The organism is Pseudomonas sp. HP_01, assembly GCF_055284355.1.
On sequence record NZ_JBTOPV010000078.1, the window covers coordinates 187,737 to 207,074 of the forward strand.

17 protein-coding genes are annotated in these 19,338 nt (G+C 62.7%); 10 read left to right on the forward strand and 7 right to left on the reverse strand.

The window, feature by feature from the left end; all coding sequences use genetic code 11:
• Positions 1-160: 160 nt before the first annotated feature.
• From ACYAR8_RS24640 to ACYAR8_RS24685, 10 genes are all read left to right on the forward strand, one after another.
• Positions 161-1,120, forward strand: a complete 960-nt coding sequence (locus ACYAR8_RS24640) for an AAA family ATPase (protein WP_037013687.1) — start codon at positions 161-163, stop codon at positions 1,118-1,120.
• Between the two features lie 4 nt (positions 1,121-1,124).
• Complete coding sequence (locus tag ACYAR8_RS24645) at positions 1,125-2,069, forward strand: DUF58 domain-containing protein (protein WP_074892115.1); 945 nt, start codon at positions 1,125-1,127, stop codon at positions 2,067-2,069.
• Complete coding sequence (locus ACYAR8_RS24650) at positions 2,066-2,557, forward strand: DUF4381 domain-containing protein (RefSeq protein ID WP_108121411.1); 492 nt, start codon at positions 2,066-2,068, stop codon at positions 2,555-2,557. Before ACYAR8_RS24645 ends, ACYAR8_RS24650 begins: the two co-directional genes overlap by 4 nt.
• The gene (locus ACYAR8_RS24655) at positions 2,550-3,617 is read left to right on the forward strand and encodes a vWA domain-containing protein (protein ID WP_463581320.1); all 1,068 of its coding nucleotides are present in this window, start codon (positions 2,550-2,552) and stop codon (positions 3,615-3,617) included. Before ACYAR8_RS24650 ends, ACYAR8_RS24655 begins: the two co-directional genes overlap by 8 nt.
• Positions 3,614-5,347: a vWA domain-containing protein gene (locus ACYAR8_RS24660; RefSeq protein WP_463581321.1), complete on the forward strand. Its 1,734-nt coding sequence runs from the start codon at positions 3,614-3,616 to the stop codon at positions 5,345-5,347. Before ACYAR8_RS24655 ends, ACYAR8_RS24660 begins: the two co-directional genes overlap by 4 nt.
• A complete protein-coding gene (locus ACYAR8_RS24665) occupies positions 5,344-7,047 on the forward strand; it encodes a BatD family protein (RefSeq protein ID WP_463581322.1) in 1,704 nt (567 codons plus the stop codon). The genes ACYAR8_RS24660 and ACYAR8_RS24665 overlap by 4 nt, the downstream gene beginning before the upstream one ends.
• 202 nt (positions 7,048-7,249) lie before the next feature.
• Positions 7,250-8,491: an exonuclease SbcCD subunit D C-terminal domain-containing protein gene (locus ACYAR8_RS24670; protein ID WP_463581323.1), complete on the forward strand. Its 1,242-nt coding sequence runs from the start codon at positions 7,250-7,252 to the stop codon at positions 8,489-8,491.
• The gene (locus ACYAR8_RS24675) at positions 8,488-12,135 is read left to right on the forward strand and encodes an AAA family ATPase (RefSeq protein ID WP_463581324.1); all 3,648 of its coding nucleotides are present in this window, start codon (positions 8,488-8,490) and stop codon (positions 12,133-12,135) included. Before ACYAR8_RS24670 ends, ACYAR8_RS24675 begins: the two co-directional genes overlap by 4 nt.
• A gap of 103 nt (positions 12,136-12,238) precedes the next feature.
• Positions 12,239-12,748, forward strand: a complete 510-nt coding sequence (locus ACYAR8_RS24680; RefSeq protein WP_074892129.1) for a peptidylprolyl isomerase — start codon at positions 12,239-12,241, stop codon at positions 12,746-12,748.
• A 2-nt stretch (positions 12,749-12,750) separates the two neighbouring features.
• Positions 12,751-13,380: a glutathione S-transferase gene (locus ACYAR8_RS24685; protein ID WP_463581325.1), complete on the forward strand. Its 630-nt coding sequence runs from the start codon at positions 12,751-12,753 to the stop codon at positions 13,378-13,380.
• Between the two features lie 48 nt (positions 13,381-13,428).
• On the opposite strand, the gene ACYAR8_RS24690 is transcribed toward ACYAR8_RS24685, so the two are convergent.
• From ACYAR8_RS24690 to araD1, 7 genes are all read right to left on the reverse strand, one after another.
• The gene (locus ACYAR8_RS24690; RefSeq protein WP_074892133.1) at positions 13,429-13,659 is read right to left on the reverse strand and encodes a hypothetical protein; all 231 of its coding nucleotides are present in this window, start codon (positions 13,657-13,659) and stop codon (positions 13,429-13,431) included.
• Positions 13,656-13,847, reverse strand: coding sequence for a hypothetical protein (locus ACYAR8_RS24695; RefSeq protein ID WP_463581326.1), 192 nt, complete (start codon positions 13,845-13,847; stop codon positions 13,656-13,658). The genes ACYAR8_RS24690 and ACYAR8_RS24695 overlap by 4 nt, the downstream gene beginning before the upstream one ends.
• A 479-nt stretch (positions 13,848-14,326) precedes the next feature.
• Positions 14,327-14,509, reverse strand: coding sequence for a hypothetical protein (locus ACYAR8_RS24700; protein WP_065986171.1), 183 nt, complete (start codon positions 14,507-14,509; stop codon positions 14,327-14,329).
• Between the two features lie 184 nt (positions 14,510-14,693).
• On the reverse strand, positions 14,694-15,863 hold the full coding sequence (locus ACYAR8_RS24705; protein ID WP_463581327.1) for a lactonase family protein: 1,170 nt from the start codon (positions 15,861-15,863) through the stop codon (positions 14,694-14,696).
• Between the two features lie 346 nt (positions 15,864-16,209).
• A complete protein-coding gene (locus tag ACYAR8_RS24710; RefSeq protein ID WP_108121424.1) occupies positions 16,210-16,509 on the reverse strand; it encodes a DUF5629 family protein in 300 nt (99 codons plus the stop codon).
• An 83-nt stretch (positions 16,510-16,592) separates the two neighbouring features.
• The gene (locus ACYAR8_RS24715) at positions 16,593-17,918 is read right to left on the reverse strand and encodes an MFS transporter (protein ID WP_074890372.1); all 1,326 of its coding nucleotides are present in this window, start codon (positions 17,916-17,918) and stop codon (positions 16,593-16,595) included.
• A gap of 177 nt (positions 17,919-18,095) precedes the next feature.
• Positions 18,096-19,088: an AraD1 family protein gene (araD1, locus tag ACYAR8_RS24720; RefSeq protein WP_463581328.1), complete on the reverse strand. Its 993-nt coding sequence runs from the start codon at positions 19,086-19,088 to the stop codon at positions 18,096-18,098.
• Positions 19,089-19,338: the final 250 nt, after the last annotated feature.

The following is a 19,338-nucleotide window of genomic DNA, read 5'->3' on the forward strand; positions in this document are numbered from 1 at the left end:
ACGCAAATGTAAGACAGTTCTTGTTTTTGCCCGGTCCTTTGCTGAAAAGCCGAAAAAACCCGCCGGCCGATTAGTCGGCGCCCCTGCGATGGATTAAAGTAACGCCCCCAGCTTCGGCGCCACTTGGCGCTGCTGCCTCTCCTGCCAGGAACTGTCATCGATGGAACATCGTGAAGCGTTGATCGCGCTGCGGACCTTTCTCTCCACCCAGATTCTCGGGCAGGAGAAACTGGTTGAGCGCTTGCTGATCGCGCTGCTGGCCGACGGACACATGCTTGTCGAAGGCGCGCCCGGTCTGGCGAAGACCAAGGCGATCAAAGAGCTGGCTGAAGGCATCGAAGCGCAGTTCCATCGCATTCAGTTCACCCCCGACCTGCTCCCGGCCGACATCACCGGCACCGAGATCTATCGCCCGGAAACCGGCAGTTTCGTGTTCCAGCAAGGCCCTATCTTCCACAACCTGGTGCTCGCCGACGAAATCAACCGCGCGCCGGCCAAGGTGCAATCGGCGCTGCTGGAGGCCATGGCCGAGCGTCAGGTCAGCGTCGGGCGCAGCACCTACGACCTGTCGCCGCTGTTTCTGGTGATGGCGACACAGAATCCCATCGAGCAGGAAGGTACCTACCCGCTGCCCGAGGCGCAGCTCGACCGTTTTTTGATGCACGTCAAGATCGGCTTCCCGGACGCCACCGTCGAACGCAAGATCCTCCAGCAGGCCCGCGGCGAAGCGCTCAATGGCGAAACCAAGCCAGAGCGTCGGGTCAGCCAGCAGGCGATTTTCGCGGCGCGCAAGGAAATTCTCGGCCTGTACATGGCCGATGCCGTTGAGGAATACCTGGTGCAACTGGTGATGGCGACCCGCACGCCGGCCAAGTTCGATGCCGAGCTGGCCGAGTGGATAGGCTATGGCGCCAGTCCCCGGGGTTCGATTTCCCTGGACCGCTGCGCCCGGGCCCACGCCTGGCTGGCCGGGCGCGATTTCGTCAGCCCCGAAGACATTCAGGCGATGGTCTTCGACGTGCTGCGCCACCGCATCATCCTGTCGTTCGAAGCGGAAGCGGCGGGCATTGATCAAGACCGCGTGATCCAGCGCATTCTCGACGTCGTGGCCGTCGCCTGACCCCATGCAACCCTATCTGATCTCCCAACCGGGCATTCGCATCAGCCTCGCCGAGCTGATTGAAATGCGTCATCGCGTGCGGGAAGTGCAGCTGTTTTCCACGCCCAGCCAGCGCAGCCCGCTCATTGGCCTGCACCATTCCAAGCTGCGCGGACGCGGGGTCGACTTCGATCAGGTCAGGGTCTATCAGGCCGGCGACGACGTCAGGACCATCGACTGGCGCGTCACCGCACGCACCCAAGAGCCCCACACCAAACTGTTTCACGAGGAACGGGAGCGGCCGATTTTCATCATGGTCGAGCAAAGCCGCCGCCTGTTTTTCGGGTCCGGACTGATGTTCAAGTCAGTCCTCGCCGCCCAGGCCGCCGCGCTGGTCGGCTGGGCCGCGCTGGGTCACAACGACCGGGTCGGCGGGCTGGTGTTCGGTGACAACGAGCATTACGAGATCAAACCGCGACGCAGCAAGCAAAGCCTGCTGCAACTGCTGAACCGGCTGGTGCGGGTCAATCAGTCGCTGCACACCGAAGCCGCTGCCGACCGCGACACGTTCGGCGTGGCCCTGCGCCGCGCGCGGGAGGTGATGCGTCCGGGCAGTCTGGCGATCATTCTGTGCGACGAGCGCGCGTTGTCCGACTCGGCCGAACAGCAACTGGCGTTACTGTCACGGCACTGCGATCTGTTGCTGCTGCCGCTCTCCGACCCGCTGGATCACGCCTTGCCCGCTGCCGGGCTGCTGCGCTTTGCCGACCGCGGCGCGCACCTGGAGCTCGACACCCTGAGCGCCGACCTGCGCCAGAGCTACCGTGCTCAGGGCGAGGCGCGTCAGGCGCGCTGGGAACTGCTGGCGCAGAAGCTGCGCGTGCTGATGATGCCGCTGAGCACCCAACGTGAAATGGTCGAGCAACTTCGCGAATACCTCAACGGCCAGCGCCCGGTAAAACAGCCATGAGTGCGCTGGACCAGTTGCAACCGCTGATCCTGCCGGAGCCGGTCGGGTTCTGGCCGCCAGCGCCGGGCTGGTGGCTGCTGCTGATCCTGCTGCCGGCGCTGGGCTACGGCCTGTGGCGCGCGCGCAGGCTGCTGCCAAAAAAGTCCAGCGTTGACACCGCCGAGGCATTGGACCCCTTGCGCCAGGCCGCACTGGTCGAACTCGCACAGATGCCCAAACCCTACGACGGCGCCCCGGCCGGTGCCTGGCTGCAACAGATCAACGGCCTGCTCAAACGCCTGTGCCGCAATCACTACCCCTACAGCCAGAGCCACACCCTCAACGGCCGCAAATGGCTGGCGTTTCTCGACAACCGCTGCCCGGCCGCCGGCCTGACGCGCTGGATGATCCTCGTCGAGGGTGCTTACAAGCCGGAATGCAAACTCGATGACAAGGCCATCAACGGCCTGACCCAGTCGGTCGAGACCTGGATTCGCAAGCATGTTTGAATTCGCCTGGCCGTGGCTTTTTGCCCTCCTCCCGCTGCCGTGGCTGATGCGCCTGGTGCTGCCCGCAGCGGACAGTGGCGAAGCGGCGCTGAAAATCAGCTTTCTCCCCGAGCTGGAAGGCCTCGCCGGGCGCCGTGCACGAACCCGTTTGCCGGGCTGGCGGCGTCAGTTGCCATTCATGACCGTGTGGCTCCTGCTGCTGGTCGCTGCCGCCCGCCCGCAATGGCTGGGCGAGCCGTTGCCGGTTGCTGCCAGTGGCCGCGATCTGCTCGTCGCAGTGGATGTGTCGGGATCGATGGATTACCCGGACATGGTCTGGAAAAACGACGAAGTCAGCCGGCTGACACTGGTGAAGACGCTGCTGGGGGACTTTCTTGAACACCGCCAGGGCGATCGCATCGGCCTGATTCTGTTCGGCAGTCAGGCATATCTGCAGGCGCCGCTGACCTTCGACCGCAAGACCGTGCGCGTCTGGCTGGACGAAGCGCGGATCGGCATTGCCGGCAAGAACACCGCCATCGGCGACGCGATCGGTCTGGCGTTGAAGCGTCTGCGCCAACGCCCGGCCCAGAGCCGCGTGCTGATTCTGGTCACCGACGGCGCCAACAACGCGGGGCAGATAGATCCGAGAACTGCCGCGCGTCTGGCCGCCAGCGAAGGTGTGAAAATCTACCCGATCGGCATCGGCGCAGATCCCGATAAAGGCGCCACCAGCATTCTCGGCCTCAACCCCAGCCTTGATCTGGACGAGCCCGCGCTGCGGGAAATCGCTGCGCTCAGCGGTGGGCAGTATTTCCGCGCCCGCAACGGCGCCGAACTCGCCGGCATCGGCAAGGCGCTGGACCGGCTTGAGCCGGTCGCACAGCAGCCGACCCAAGCACGTCCGGCCCGGGCGCTTTATCACATGCCGTTGTCGATGGCCTTGTTGCTGAGCCTTCTGCTGGTCGTCCAGGAGCGCTGGCCGAACAACCCGGTTTATCGCTTTTTTGCGCGCCGGCCGACGTTTGCGCAGGGCACGCAGTGGCGTCAGCGCTTGAAGCGCCTGACGAGTCGCCCATGATCGAATTCTTCTCCGGTCTCTGGCCCCATTGGTCACGCCCTGCCTGGCTGCTCCTGCTGCCCGCGCTCGGCTGGCTGTTATGGCGGCTATGGAATCGGCAGAAGCGCGTCGGGCGCTGGCAGATGATTTTGCCCAGCGCCTTTCATTCCGCCCTGCTCAGCGGTGGCGGCGGTCGGGAAAGCAAGTTGCCGTGGTTGGTACTGGGTCTCGGCTGGTTGCTGGCGGTACTGGCGCTGCTCGGCCCGAGCTGGCAGCGCGTCGAGCAGAACAGCCAGCGGCCGGTCGATCCACTGGTGGTGATGCTCGAGCTGACCCCGGAGATGCTCGCCGCTGACAGCCCGCCCACCCGACTTGAACAGGCGCGGCGCAAGGTGCTAGATCTGTTGCAGGCGCGCAGCGATTCACAGACCGCGATCATCGTGTATGCCGGCAGCGCCCACACCTTGGTGCCGTTGTCGGATGATCTGGCGACCAGCAAGAACCTGCTGGATGCGATCAAGCCGTCGATCATGCCCGAAACCGGCCGCCGTGCAGACCTGGCCGTGCGCAAAGCGCTGGATTTGCTCGAACAGGGCGACCTCGGTCAAGGGCGGCTGCTGTGGATCGGTTCGTCCCTCAGCGACGCTGAACGTCAGGGAATTCGCGCCGCGATGACCGGCCGCGACGCTCCGTCTTTATTGATGCTCGGCGTCGGCACCGCCGAAGGCGCTCCGGTCACCCAGGAGAAAGGCGGTTTTCTGAAGGACGCCCAGGGCGGCATCCTTGTGCCGCGTCTGGACGGGCCGGTGCTCAAGGATTTCGCCGACAGCATGGGCGGTCGCTACACTTCGCTGCGTCTGGACAACCAGGACCTCAATGACCTGGGCCTGCTCGACGGTCCCAAGAGCCTGATCAGCCAGGGCCAGAAAGTGCGTCTCGACCGCTGGGCCGACCAGGGCTACTGGTTGCTGCTGCCCCTTCTGCTGCTGGCCGGATGCGCCGGGCGACGCGGCTGGCTATTGTGTTTGCCGTTGCTGTTGATGGCCGTGCCGCAACCCAGCTATGCCTTCGGTTTCGACGACCTGTGGCGCCGGCCCGATCAACAGGGCGAACACTTGCTCAAGCGTCATCACCCGGCGGAAGCCGCGCGGCATTTCGAAGACCCGCAGTGGCAAGGCGTTGCGCTGTATCAAGCCGGTGACTACGCCGGCGCCGTCCAGCGCTTTGCCCAGGGCAGCAGCGCCGCCGACCACTACAATCGCGGCAATGCGCTGGCCCGAAGCGGTGAGCTGGAAGCTGCCATCGACGCCTATGAACAGGCACTGGAGCGTCAACCGGACTTCCCGGCGGCGCTGGCCAACAAGGCGTTGGTGGAGCAGGTGCTGGCGCAGAACAAAGCGTCGAATCAGGCGAAAGCAGATGAGAAGGCGAAGACTGACGAGAATGCCGACAATGCCCGCGATGGCAATGCCGGACAGTCGTCATCGAGCGCGCCGTCAGCGCAGCAGGATGCCAATGCCGACCGCTCGGCCAGCGATCAGCAAAGCGCCGCCGACGAGCAGGCTTCCGGCGCAGGATCCGACAGCGATGAGCCTGTGAGTGCCTCCGGCAAACCGGCCGACGGACAGATCGATGGCGAGCAGAAACAGGCGCTCGAACAATGGCTGCGGCAGATCCCCGACGAACCCGGTGAACTGTTGCGGCGCAAATTCTGGTACGAACAACAGCAGCATCAGGAAAAGACCCGATGAGTCGTCTGCACAGGTTGCTGATCGCAGGAACGTTGTGCCTGTTCGCTCTAGTGGCGCAGCTGGCGCAACTGGCACAGGCCGACAGCGCAGGCTCCACGCTGCAATCCAGCGTTGACCGCACGCGCGTCAACACCGGCGAAACCGTTGAGCTGACCCTTGAAACCGACGACGCGACCGTCTTCGGCAGACCGGACATGAGCGCGCTGGACGCCGACTTCGAGGTGCGCGACACCCGCCAGCTCAACAGCCTGACCACGCTGGAAGGCAACGTCCACGCGACGACCCGCTGGCTGATCACGCTGATGCCGCGCCACAGCGGCTCGATCGAAATCCCGTCGCTGAAGCTGGGCGAAATGACCAGCCAGCCAATCGTGCTGCAAGTGGTCGATGTCGGCCCTGCCGCTCAGGGCCAGGAGCAGAAGCTTGCGCCTGTGTTCATGGAGGCGAGCCTCGATCAGGACAGCGTGTACGTTCAGGCGCAGGTTTTGCTGACTGTGCGCATCTATCACTCAGTCTCACTGTTCGACGACAGCAGCCTGACCCCGCTGCAAGTGCCGGATGCGCGCATTGAAAAGCTTGGCGACACGCGCACGTACGAGAAGCAGATCAACGGCACTCGCCACGGCGTCATCGAGATGCGCTACGCGCTGTATCCGCAGCACAGCGGGAAGCTGATCATCCCGGCCCAGGCTTTCAGCGCCACGCTGGTTCAGGACACCACCGACGCCAGTGCGGCCGCCGCCATGGCGCCGGGCGCAATCGCCAGTGGGCCGAAACCGGGCCGATTGATGCACGTGACGTCGCTGCCCCTGACCCTCGACGTCAAGCCGCAACCGGCGCACTATCCCGCCGACACGCCATGGCTGCCGGCGCGCAGCGTCAGCCTCAGTGAAAAGTGGAGCCCGGAACCTGCCCACAGCCAGGTTGGTGATTCCCTAACCCGCACCTTGCAACTGAAGGCCGAGGGCTTGTCGAGCGCACAATTGCCGCCGCTGCCCGCCACCGACGTCAGTGCATTGCGGCGTTACCCCGATCAGCCGCAACTGAGCAATCAGCCCGGCGAGCGCGGTTTGACCGGCGTACGCGAAGAGCGTGAGGCGCTGGTGCCCAATCGTCCTGGCGCCATCGAAATTCCCGCAGTGGATCTGGTCTGGTGGAACACCCAGGAAGATCACCTGGAGCACAGCGCCCTGCCCGCCCGCACCTTGCAGGTCAGCCTCAACCCGGCGTTTGCGGTGGACACGCCAGTGAGCGACAACAGCAATGTGACGGTGATCGGCCCGCCGGTGTGGCCGTGGCAGTTGAGCACGGTGTTGTTGAGTTTCACCACGCTGCTGGGCTTCGGCCTGTGGTGGCGCGGTCGCTGGCAACCGGCGCTGGCCCGGGTCGCGCAAACGGGGCCGAGTCCGCGTACAGTGCTCGACGATCTGAAACGCGCGTCTCTGGCCAACGACCCCCACGCCACCCGACAGGCGCTGGACGCCTGGGCCCGACAGCAGCCGGAAACCCTGGCCGACATGGCCGCGCGCTTCGTGCCGCTGTCCCATGCGCTGGACGGACTGAATGGCGCGCTGTACAGCGAGACCGAAAAACTGTGGCTGGGCGAAGACCTATGGCGCGCCGTCAAAGCGCTGCCCGCCATCGAGAACCCCCAGGACCCGATCGGAGGCGACAGCTTGCCGCCGCTTTATCCAAAATGATGCCATTGCTCTTTCTCCCTGTAGGAGCGTGGCCTGTCCCGCGATCTGGCGCGCAGCGGCAGCAGAACCTGCCCGCGCGGTGTGTCATGGTCATCTCGATAAGCGACTTTTTTACGACCGGTCCCCGGTCGATCGCGGGACAAGCCACGCTCCTACAAAGGACGCCGCTGCCGGCGCCACGTATTTAAACCAAGGTACCCCCATGCGTCTGTTCCACACCTCCGACTGGCACCTCGGCCAGAACCTTCATGGTCAGGAGCGAGATTTCGAACACGCCAGCTTTCTGACCTGGCTGCTGGCCCGTCTGGCCGAGCGCAAACCGGATGTTCTGCTGATCGCCGGCGACATCTTTGACACGGTCAATCCGCCGGTCAAATCCCAGGAGCGCCTGTATGACTTCATCGTCAGCGCCCACGAGCAGAACCCGCAGCTGACCATCGTCATGATCGCTGGCAACCACGACTCCGGATCGCGCATCGAATTGCCCGCGCCACTTATGCGACGCCTGCGCACCCACGCGCTGGGCCGGGTGCTCTGGCTCGATGATGGCGTGCTGGACGTCGACCGCCTGCTGCTGCCGCTGAGTAACGCCAAGGGCAAAGTCCTCGGCTGGTGCCTGGCGCTGCCATTCCTGAGGCCTGCCGAAGTGACGGGCGCGGCATTGGGCGACAATTATTTGCGCGGCATCGGACAAGTCCATGAAATGCTCATCGCAGCGGCCAACCAGCGGCGCAAGAAAGGCCAGGCGCTGATCGCCATCAGCCACGCGCACATGGCCGGCGGCTCGGTGTCGGAAGACTCCGAACGCAGCCTGATCATCGGCAACGCCGAAGCCCTGCCCGCCAGCCTGTTCGGCGAGAGCATCACCTACGTCGCCCTCGGGCATCTGCACAAACCCCAGCGGGTCAACGGCGAGGACCGCATTCGCTACAGCGGTTCGCCCATCCCCCTGTCGTTTTCGGAAATCGGCTACCAGCATCAGATCCTCGAAATCGAGTGCGACGGCGACAAGCTGGTCAGCGTCAAACCCCTGCTGATTCCCCGCGCCGTCAACCTGCAAAGGGTCGGCCCGGCGCCACTGGCCGAGCTGTTGCTGCAACTGCGGGACCTTCCGGACATCGATCTGCTGGCCGACGTCGACCGTCAGCCGTGGCTCGAAGTCCGTGTGCGTCTGGACGAGCCGCAGCCCGACCTGCGCAACCAGATCGAAGCCGCACTGGAAGGCAAGGCTGTGCGACTGGTGCGCATCGCCGCCGAATACGCCGGCAAGGGCGGTCGTGATGAAGACGCCAATCAAGACCTGATCGAACTGGACCAACTGAGCCCGCAGGAACTGTTCAGCCGTGCATGGCAGGACAGCTACGGCAGCGAAGTGGATGAGCAGACGCTGCAAGACTTCGCGACCCTGCTTCAGGACGTGCAGCTGGAGAGCGAACAGCCATGAAGATCCTCGCCATTCGCCTGAAAAACCTCGCCTCGCTGGCCGGTCCGTTCGAGCTGGATTTCACCGCCGAGCCCCTCGCCAGCGCCGGCCTGTTCGCCATCACCGGCCCCACCGGCGCGGGCAAAAGCACGCTGCTGGACGCCCTCTGCCTGGCGCTGTTCGGCGCGATTCCCCGGCTCAACAACATCGGCCAGTCCCGCGTGCCGGAGATCGACGGCGACATCAGCACCAACGACCCGCGCAACCTGCTGCGCCGCGGCACCGGCAGCGGTTACGCCGAAGTGGATTTCGTCGGCATCGACAAGCGCCGGTATCGCGCGCGCTGGGAAGCCAACCGCGCCCGCGACAACGCCACGAAAAAACTCCAGGCCAGCCGCCAGACGCTGATCGATCTGGACAGCGAGCAGATTCTCAGCACGCAGAACAAGACCGAGTACAAGACCCTGCTGGAGGCGCGCCTGGGGCTGAACTTCGAGCAGTTCACCCGCGCGGTGATGCTCGCGCAAAGTGAGTTCAGCGCCTTCCTCAAGGCCGACGACAAAGACCGCAGCGAGCTGCTGGAAAAGCTCACCGACACGGCGATCTACAGCCAGCTGGGCCGTCGCGCCTACAGCAAAAGCAAGGAAGCCGAGGAAGCACTGAAAACCCTCCAGGCCCAGGCCGGCACGTTGACGCCGATGGAGCCTGAGCAGCGCGCCGAGCTTGAGCAGCGCTTCAACGACGCCCAACAGCAGCTGAAACTGCAACAGGCGCACCTGCGCCAGCTGGAGCTCAAGCAGCAGTGGTTCAAGGAATTGAATCGCCTGCGCGACAGCCATCAGGCGGCCAACGAACAGCTCGCCAGCGCCCAGCTGACGTGGGAAGGCCACAGCGCCGATCGTCAGCAGCTTGCGCTACTGGAGCGTCTGGCGCCCCAGCGGCATCTGTTCAGTCAGCGGTCCAGGCTTCAGGCTCAGCTCGCGCCGCTGACCGCTGCGATTCAGGCCCATCAGCTCAAGCAAACCGGACTGGATGCGCGCATCGCCGAGCTCGACAGCACACGCCTCAGCGCCGACGGCGCGTTGCAGCAGGCGCAGGAACAACTGCTCAACGCGCGGCCGGCCCTGAGTGAAGCCTTCGAGCAACAGGCCCAGCTCAATCATCTGAATCAGGAGCTGCAACAGCTCGGCGAGCAGGCACGCGCCGCGCAGCAGGCCAGCACCGAAGGTCAGTCGACCCTTGAGCAACTGGCCGAGCAGCAGCGGCAGGTCGAAGCACGTTTGCAGTCCATCGCCGAGCAACTGGAGCAAAGCGCATCGCTGACCACCTTGAGTCAGTCATGGAGCGCCTACCGACCGCGTCTGCAGCAAACCGTACAACTTAGCGCGCGCCTGATTCAGGGCCGTGCCGAACTGCCGCAGCTGGAGAAAAACGCTACCCTTGCCGAACAGACCCTAAGCGAGCGCCGCAGCGCCTTGCAGGCGCTGTACGACGACGCCGAGGTCAAGGCCGATGCGGTCAGCCACGATATCGAGCGGCTAGGGCAACTGCTGCAGGACAACCGCCAGCAGCACAACGCGAGCGACTCACTTGAACGCCTGTGGCAGCGCCATCAGGACGTCGCCGGCCGTTTGCTCGACGTGCAAACCCGCCAGCAGCAGGCGACTGAACGTCGTGCCCAGGGCATCGCCCAAGGCCTGAAACTCAAAGCCGAACATGAAGCTGCCGAGCAGGCGCTGAAGGTCACCGTTGAACTGCTGCAACGCCAGCGCCTGGCCCGCAGCGCCAGTGTCGAGCAACTGCGCGAACAATTGGTCGATCAGCAACCGTGCCCGGTGTGCGGCAGCGAAGAGCATCCGTATCACCACTCCGAGGCGCTGCTTGAAGCGCTGTCGGGTCACGACGACGGCGAAGAAGCACGCGCCCGGCAGACCGTCGGGCAACTCAGCGAAAAGCTCGCCGAGCTGCGCGCCGAAGTTGCTGAGCTGAACAATCAGCTCAAGCAGTCCAAACCGCAGCAGGACCAACTGGCCGAACAGCTGCAAACCCTGGCGCCTGAGCTGGAAGCTCACCCGCTGTATCCGCGCCTGCTGGAGCAACCCGAGCACCTGCGCGGCGACTGGCTGAGCGAACGTCTGCACCAACTGGCCCAGGACATCCTCAGCGCCGAGCAGCGCCAGACCCGTCTGCTGAAAGTGCAACGGGATGCCGAATCCCTGCAGCAGCAGGTGCTCGATGCCCGCGAGGCCAGTCAGCAGGCGATGAAGCTGCTGGACGATCAGCAACGCCACATCGCTGTGGACAACCAGGAGTTCGAAGCGGCGCTACAGGAGTTCGAGCCCCTGCTCCCCGCTGAAAGCCTGACGCAATGGCGCGAGTCGGCGACCCAGAGCTTCATGCAGCTGGATAACGACATTGCCGCGCGCGTCGAGCAGCTCGACCAGCAGAAGGCCGAGCAGCAAGAGCACAGCGAGCGGGCGCAAAAACTGGAGCGCGAGCAGATTGCCCAGCAAAGTCGAGAGACAGAACATCAAAAGGTGCAAGCCCAACTCGATGCTCGTCAGCAGAAGCAACAGACGGTGCAACAGCATCTGGCACAGACCCTCGGCGAGCACGCATCGCCCGAGCGCTGGCAGCACGCCCTTGAGCACGCGGTCGAGCAAGCGCGAGAGGCTCAGGCCGCTATCGCCCACGAACTTCAGGCGGCGCGCAGCGAGCTGATCAAGCTGACCGCAGAACTGGAGGGCGAACAACAGCGCTTGCAGGCCCTTGAACAGGAACTGACAGAACTTGAGCGGCAGATCGCCGAGTGGCGCAGCAGCCACCGCGAACTCGACGATGCCGCGCTTGAAGCCTTGCTGGGGCTGAGCGACGACAGCGTAAGCGGGTTGCGTCAGCAATTGCAGTCCAGCGAAAAAGCCCTGGAGCAATCCAGGGTTCTGGTGGCAGAGCGCGCGGCGCAGTTGCAGCAGCATCAGGCCCAGCACAGTGACAGTGGCGACGCCGAGCAGTTACTCGCCGCATTGACCGAAGCGCAGGCGCAATCGGTGGTTCAGGATCAGCTGTGCGCCGACCTGCGCGCCCAGGTCAGCGAAGACAACCGCCGTCGCGAGGCGAGCAGCGAGCTGCAAGAGCGCATCACCCACGCGCACGCTGAATACCAGCGCTGGGGCCGGCTCAACGCCCTGATCGGCTCGGCCACCGGCGACACGTTCCGCAAGATCGCCCAGGCCTACAACCTTGATCTGCTGGTGCACCACGCCAACGCGCAACTCAAGCAACTGGTGCGTCGCTATCGCCTGAAACGCGGTGGCAGCATGCTCGGCCTGCTGGTCATGGACACCGAAATGGGCGACGAACTGCGCTCGGTTCACTCGCTCTCGGGCGGGGAAACGTTCCTGGTCTCCCTCGCCCTGGCGTTGGGTTTGGCGTCCATGGCTTCAAGCACGCTGAAGATTGAATCGCTGTTCATCGACGAAGGATTCGGCAGCCTTGACCCCGAATCCCTGCAACTGGCGATGGACGCCCTCGACGGGCTGCAAGCCCAGGGCCGCAAGGTCGGGGTGATCTCCCACGTGCAGGAAATGCACGAGCGCATCCCCGTGCAGATTCAGGTGCGGCGTCAGGGCAATGGCCTGAGCACCGTCGAGGTCAGCAGCGGCTAATCCGTTTTTTCACGACGCACGGACACGCCTGATGGCGTTTCTGTGCAACCCTGTATCCCTTGCGCGGCAACAGTCGCGCCAAACTCGAAAGAAGGTAAACCACGTGGCAAATTCCAAAGTATTTTTCGACATCACTGCCAACGACGAGCCAATGGGCCGCATCGTCATGGAACTGCACAACGACGTCGTTCCGAAAACCGCTGAAAACTTCCGTGCCCTGTGCACCGGCGAGAAAGGCGATGGCCTGAGCTACAAGGGTTCGTCGTTCCACCGCGTGATCCAGAACTTCATGCTGCAGGGCGGTGACTTCACCAACCACAACGGCACCGGCGGCAAGTCCATCTACGGCAACAAGTTCGAAGACGAAAATTTCACCCTCAAGCACACCGCCCCAGGTGACCTGTCGATGGCCAACGCTGGCCCGAACACCAACGGCAGCCAGTTCTTCATCACCACCATCGTCACCGAATGGCTGGACGGCAAACACGTCGTGTTCGGCAAAGTCGTTGAAGGCATGGACGTGGTCAAGGCCATCGAAGCGCTGGGTTCGCAATCCGGCCGTACCAGCAAGAAAGTCGTCATCGCCGACTGCGGCGAACTGACCGAGGCCTGAGCATGACGTTGGCGCCTCACGCTGAATCGACGGTGCCGACGCTCTACTCGTTTCGCCGCTGCCCCTACGCCATGCGCGCCCGCATGGCGCTGGGGTATTGCGGCGTACCGGTGGCCACGGTGGAGGTCAGCCTCAAAGCCAAACCGGCCGAGATGCTCGAACGCTCACCCAAAGGCACGGTGCCGGTGCTGGTGCTGCAAGACCGGGTGCTGGAGCAAAGTCTGGACATCATGGGCTGGGCCCTGGCGCAGCATGACCCGGACGATTGGTCCCTGGCCCAGGACCCTGACGGGCAGCGGCAGATCGCCGAGCTGATCGCGGAAAACGACGGCAGGTTCAAGCAGGATCTGGATCACTACAAATACGCCGTCCGGTATCCCGAATTCACCCAGGAAGACTACCGCCAGCGGGGAGAGAGGTTTCTGCGCAGGCTGAACGAATTACTGGCGTCACGGGACTTTCTGATCACCGATCGACTGACCCTGGCCGACATCGCCATAGCGCCGTTCATACGGCAGTTCTGCGCGGTGGATGCGGACTGGTTCTGGCAAAGCCCCTACCCTCACCTGCAAGGCTGGTTACGGCGCTTTCTGGCATCGGACGTGTTTGTCACTGCGATGGCCAAGGGCTGATTGCAGCCGCGTTTGTTAATTGCTAAACCACTTCGCCGCACCACTTCGCTACGCCACTTCCAACTGAAAGATCGGCGAAATCATTTTGCTATGCCGTGGCGGCGGATTACCGGTGTTGAGCTTCTGCGAGCGCTGCATCTCGACCGCTTCCGCAACCTCGGTCCTGAACTCCATGCTGCGCGCCACACCGCCCACCGACCCTTCGCCATGGCCGAGCAATGAGCAGCCGTTGTTGATCACAGCAAAGAACACAATCACCCAGAACTTCGCGCCTTTCACGACGCACGCCCCTGGGACTGAACAGCCGCGCGATTGAGTTCAATGGAAGCTGTTTGCGTCGACATCTGCGACGGTGCATTGAGTGGTGGGTTCGTGCTGATGACGGTAACCACTGCGATGAAAACAACATACAACGCGATGGCGGTATAAGCGCCGTGTTTGATTGAATGGAGGATGGCAGTGGCCATGATTGAAGCTCCGGGACGTGTCTGTTTCAGGCGCCCAGAATGCGTGAAGTTGTGCGGGTTAAAAAACGATGGCTGGCGATTCAAAACATCGATGGGGTTGATTATTCAGAAAGTTAATCGGACTCATAGATAACCGCGTTCTCGAAGTTTGCATCAGTCCTTTAGGAGCGCCACCCCGGTCACTCCTACAGTTTCAGCATCGCCCATTAAACATGGGCACAAAAAAATCCCCATCGCTTATCCAGCAGACGGGGACCAAAGGAGGGAATTCAACGCTTTCGCGAACAAGCTCGCCGGCACTTGATGCAGGGCCTGACACGCAGTGGTCAGTGGGTCGCATCAACCTGTGGAAGACGAAGTTGCTCGCGAAAACGTTTTCCGGTTATCACAAAGTCGCAACTCACATCAGGTTCTTACAAATCCATTCCCCGGCAACGATACGTTCGTTAACGGGGAATGGATTCACTTCGAAGTGCTGTTCATTGTTGAATCTTGTGATCCAGAGCGGCGTAGAAGTTGGCGCTTTGTTGCAGGTACTTCGGGGTGTAACTCTGGGTCGAACTGACTTTTTTGTCGGTGGCTTCAACACTGGCACTGGCAGGCAATGCAACCGTGGCGGAGATGGCGGACGCGGCGATGATGGAGAAGAGATTGAAGTTCATGGTGGGTACCTCGCTGTGGTGTGTCGTTTCAAGTCTTGACCGTCGTGGCCGTGGAATGAAAGTTACGCCCGAGGATGTTCTGGAAAAAATCTTTTCTGGCACTAGCCCATATCACCTGAATTGATACAGGCCCAGAGCCCTTGTGGAGCAAGGGCCGAGCCTGCGTCAAAGTGTTACGCCGGCGTCAGTGCGCCGTCAGGAAATGAAAGTCAGACGGCGAATCGAAGTCGACTTTCTGCACGGTGTCGCCCAGCAGGCCGGTTTTCGGGTCAAAGCGAACGGTCACGATCTGGTTGCTCTTCTGGTTAGCGATCAGCACAAAGTGGCCGCTCGGGTCGAAGGCGAATTCGCGCGGCTCCTTGCCTTCAACGGCGCGGCGCTGGATTTCCTTGAGCTGGCCGTTGGCAGCATTAATGCTGAACACCAGCAGCTCATTCACTTCGCCACGGTTGGCAACGTAGAGGAATTTGCCGTCCGGCGAGGTGTGCAGGCCACCGGCAGCGCGGTTTTGCTGACCTTCCTTGTTGGCGAGGTCCACCAGTTGGGTCTGCTTGAACACGCCGTCGTGGTAGTCAAACACCGCCACTTGCGCCGTCATTTCCATGGTCAGCCAAGCGTGCTTGCCGTCTTTGCTGAAGGTCAGGTGACGCGGACCGCTGCCCGCTGGCAGATCGACCGAAGGCACTTTCGCGGGTTGCAGCGGCTGGGGCTTCTTGGCGTCATAGTTGAAGACGAACATCTTGTCGGCGCCCAAGTCCATCGCGATCAGGTACTTGCCATCCGGCGTCGGTACCGCGGCGTGGACGTGGGATGAAGCCTGACGCTCCGGATTGACCTTGCTCGCTTCGTGGGTCGCGGTCTGCACCACTGGCGCGAGTTTGCCGTCCTTGCCGACCGGCACGACTGCCAGCAGGCCACCCGGATCAGGGTGCACGGCGTAGTTGGCGACGAACAGAAAACGCCCGTCCAGGCTCAGGCCGGAATGGGTCGGCTCGTCACTTTTGGTTTCAACCTGATTGAGGAACGACACGGCGTGGGTCTTGGGGTCGATGGCGTAGCTGCTGACCTTGCCGACGACGTCTTTCTGGCCCGGGCCGTTCTCGTTGACCGCGAACAAGTGGCGCTGGTCTTTGGAGAGCGTCAGCCAGGACGGGTTGTCGCTGTTGATCACCTGACGCGGTTTGGCGTCGAGCTGGCCGGTCTGGGTGTTGAAACCGAGTCGGTAAATGCCTTCGCTGGTGCCGGCGGTGTAGGAGCCGACCAGTACGTCGTAATCAGTCATGGGTTTGGCCTGAACGGAGAGCGCGGAAAGGCTGCTGGCGAGCGCTAACCACGGCAGAAGTCTGGGAGTCATTGGGCTGTTCTCTTGTTGGAGTTGTTGGCGCGCCGTGCACGCGGAAGGTCATGGGCTATGACAGCGTGTTGGAGAAAGTAGTTGCCGGCTGGGCGTCGTGAAATGGCGGGACGTGTGGCTCATACGCGGCACGTAACAAGTCTGTAGGAGCCAGATCGACCGCAGCATCTCTAAACGACACAAATCCCTTGTAGGAGCGCGCTTGCCCGCGAATGCGTTGTGTCAGCCACTGAATATCTCGCTGCCCCACCGCAATCGCGGGCAAGCGCGCTCCTACATTTGATCCCGATCCGGCCACAGATCCGCATTGAATTCAAAAATGTCGCCTTAATTGATGGGCGCGGGCTTATTCCTGCTCGACCTCTTCGTCCTCATCACTTGCCGAGATGCCATTGAGCACGACGATGCGGTGGTCGGCGTTGCCGTCGTTGATGACCCAGCTTTGCAAGGCGGCATCGAATTCGGCGGCGTCGATCTGCGCCAGCGAGAAGCGCCAGACCTTGCGCTCGCGGCCGTCCATGCTTTCGATCTGGAGCATCTCGTCGAGGGTGAATTCGAAGGCGTGCAGGCCGTCGATTTCCAGCATGCTGTGGGCGGTCAGCGCAGTCTGGAGTTCAGCGCGCAGGGAATCAGGTGTGGTGGTCATGGCAGTCGTTCGCATCAGTGAAAGCGCGAATGATAGGTGAAAAGACGCCGAAGCGCTGGCCTCGGCGTCTGGCGACCGCAGGTTCAGTCCTGAACCGCTTCCCTGGCGTAGTAACGCGCCGGGATGCCCCAGACGATCAGCGCGATGGCCAGCACGCTGACGGCGAACAACGCGAACAGCGCAGGCGTCGCTGTGCCGGTGAGGTCCTTGATGCGACCGACCATGAACGGCGCGATGATCCCGCCCAGTTGCCCGAGGGAGTTGATCAGCGCAATGCCCGCAGCCGCAGCAATGCCGGTGAGGAAGCGCGGCGGGATGGTCCAGAAGATCGGCATCCAGGCAATGATGCCGGTCATGATCATGGTCATGCCGATCATCAGCGGTACCAGTTGCCCGGGAAACAACGCACACACCAGATAGCCCGCAGCGGTCAGCGTCGCGCAACCCGCCATGTGCCAGCGGCGCTCGCCGTGGCGGTCGGAGCTGGCGCCGATCAGCAGGTTGCCGATGACCGCGCCCACATACGGAATCACCGTCAGCAGGCCAATGTTCAGGGTGTCGGCCACACCGGCGGTTTTGATCAGCTGCGGCATCCAGAACAACAGGCCGGTCAGCGCCATGACCAGGCACAGGTAAATCCCTGACATCACGTAGGTGGTCGGGTGCTTCCAGATATCTTTCACGGTCTGCTTGACGACGGGCCTGGCCTCTTTCGCCATGCGCGCCAGCACCACTTGCTTCTCCTGATCGCTGAGCCAGGTGGCGTCTTCGATACGGTCCTTGACCAGCCAGAACACTACGCCGCCCAGCAGGATGGACGGGATGCCTTCGATGAGGAACAGCCAGCGCCAGCCGGCCAGGCCCATGACGCCGTCGAAGTGACCGAGGATCAGGCCCGCAATCGGACCGCCGACAATCCCGCACAGGCAGATGGAGCTTTTGAAGTAGGAGTTCACCCGCGCCCGACGTGAGCCCGGATACCACTGGGTGAAGAAATACAGCACGCCTGGGACGAAGCCCGCCTCCATCACGCCGATCAGAAAGCGCAGCGTGTAGAACCAGAATTCGGTCTGCACGAACATCATGCACGCCGACGCAATGCCCCACGAGACCATGATCCGCGCGATCCAGATCCGCGCGCCGATCTTGTGCAGCAGCACGTTGCTCGGCACTTCGAACAGGAAGTAGCCGACGAAGAACAGGCTCGCGCCCAGACCGTAAACCGTTTCGCTGAAACCCAGGTCGCTGGCCATCTGCAATTTGGCGAAGCTGATGTTGACGCGGTCCAGGTAGGCAAACAGGAAACAGGCGATGAACAACGGCACGATTCGCCAGCTCACCTTGCGGTAGATGCTGTCCTCGAGCGCGTCGGCATCGACCCGTTCCAGCGGGATGGCAGTGGCGGTCATGGGTCGCACCTCGTTTTGTTTTTATGGGTGTCGTATCGAGCGCAGCCGCTAGCAGGCAAGCAACTGTAGGAGTGAGCTTGCTCGCGATAGCGTGATTCCAGTCACCCCTTTCAGTGACTGAACCGTCGCATCGCGCGCAAGCTCACTCCTACAGGTTTTCTGCAGCGCGGCGAGGCATCACAGCTGCTTGATAGCGCCCGGCTGGAAAACAGCCTCGGCCGGCTTGATGCCGTTGATCAACGGCGCACCGAACTCATGCTGGCTGATTTCGAACTTGTCGCCCGGCTGGGTCTTGATGCCGTCGGCAAACGACAGCGTCGCGGTGCCAAAGAAATGCACGTGGACATCGCCCGGCCGCAGGAACTGGGCGTATTTGAAGTGGTGGTACTCGAGGTTTTCCAGGCTGTGGCACATGTTGGCCTCGCCGCTCAGGAATTCCTTCTCCCACAGCACCTGGCCGTCACGGTGGATGCGGCTGGTGCCCGCCAGGTTCTGCGGCAGATCGCCAACCCGCAGCTCCGGGCCGAAGGAGCAGGCGCGCAGCTTGGAATGGGCGAGGTACAGGTAGTTTTTGCGCTCCATGACGTGGTCAGAGAACTCGTTGCCAATGGCGAACCCGAGACGGTAAGGCTTGCCGTCGTGACCGATCACGTACAGCCCGCTCAGCTCAGGCTCTTCGCCGGCGTCTTCGGAAAACGGCGGCTGCGGGAACGACTCACCGGGACGAATCACAATGCTGCCGTCGCCCTTGTAGAACCACTCCGGCTGCACGCCCGGCTGACCGGCCGCCGGTTTGCCGCCCTCAACGCCCCACTTGAAGATGCGCATGGTGTCGGTCATGGCCGACTCGTCGTTGTCCTGCTGGTGCATTTTGTCCCGCGCCGAGGCGCTGCCCAGGTGCGTCAGGCCCGTGCCGCTGACCAGCAAGTGGGCCGGATCCGGGTGATCCAGCGGCGGCAAAATCATCAGATCGGCGCGCAGCTGCGAGTAATCGTGGCTGTCACCCAGGCCGAGGCTGTCGACCTGCTCGGCGAGGGAGATGCGCTTTTCGATGGCCGCCAGGGCCAGCTCACGGGTGCTGGTGGCGCCCTGGATTTCGCGCACCAGCGGACCGTCCACCAGACCGACGCGACGCTGGCCGTTGCCCAGCTCGAACTGTACTAAATGCATGGGATTCTCCTGTTTGAATTTTCGAAGACTCCGTAGGCGCCAACGTGTTGGCGATTAACCAGCGCGGTGCCATTACCGGCGCTTCGCGAATGAATTCGCTCCTACAGGTTTTGTATCAGTGTCCAGATTTCCACGCCCTCTGTAGGAGCGGGGGGGGGGGCGCCCAACGACAGAGTGTCAAAACAAAAAATGTGAAAAACCCCCAAACCACCCCCAACCCCCCCCACCACCGCGCGGGTTTCAGACCAAA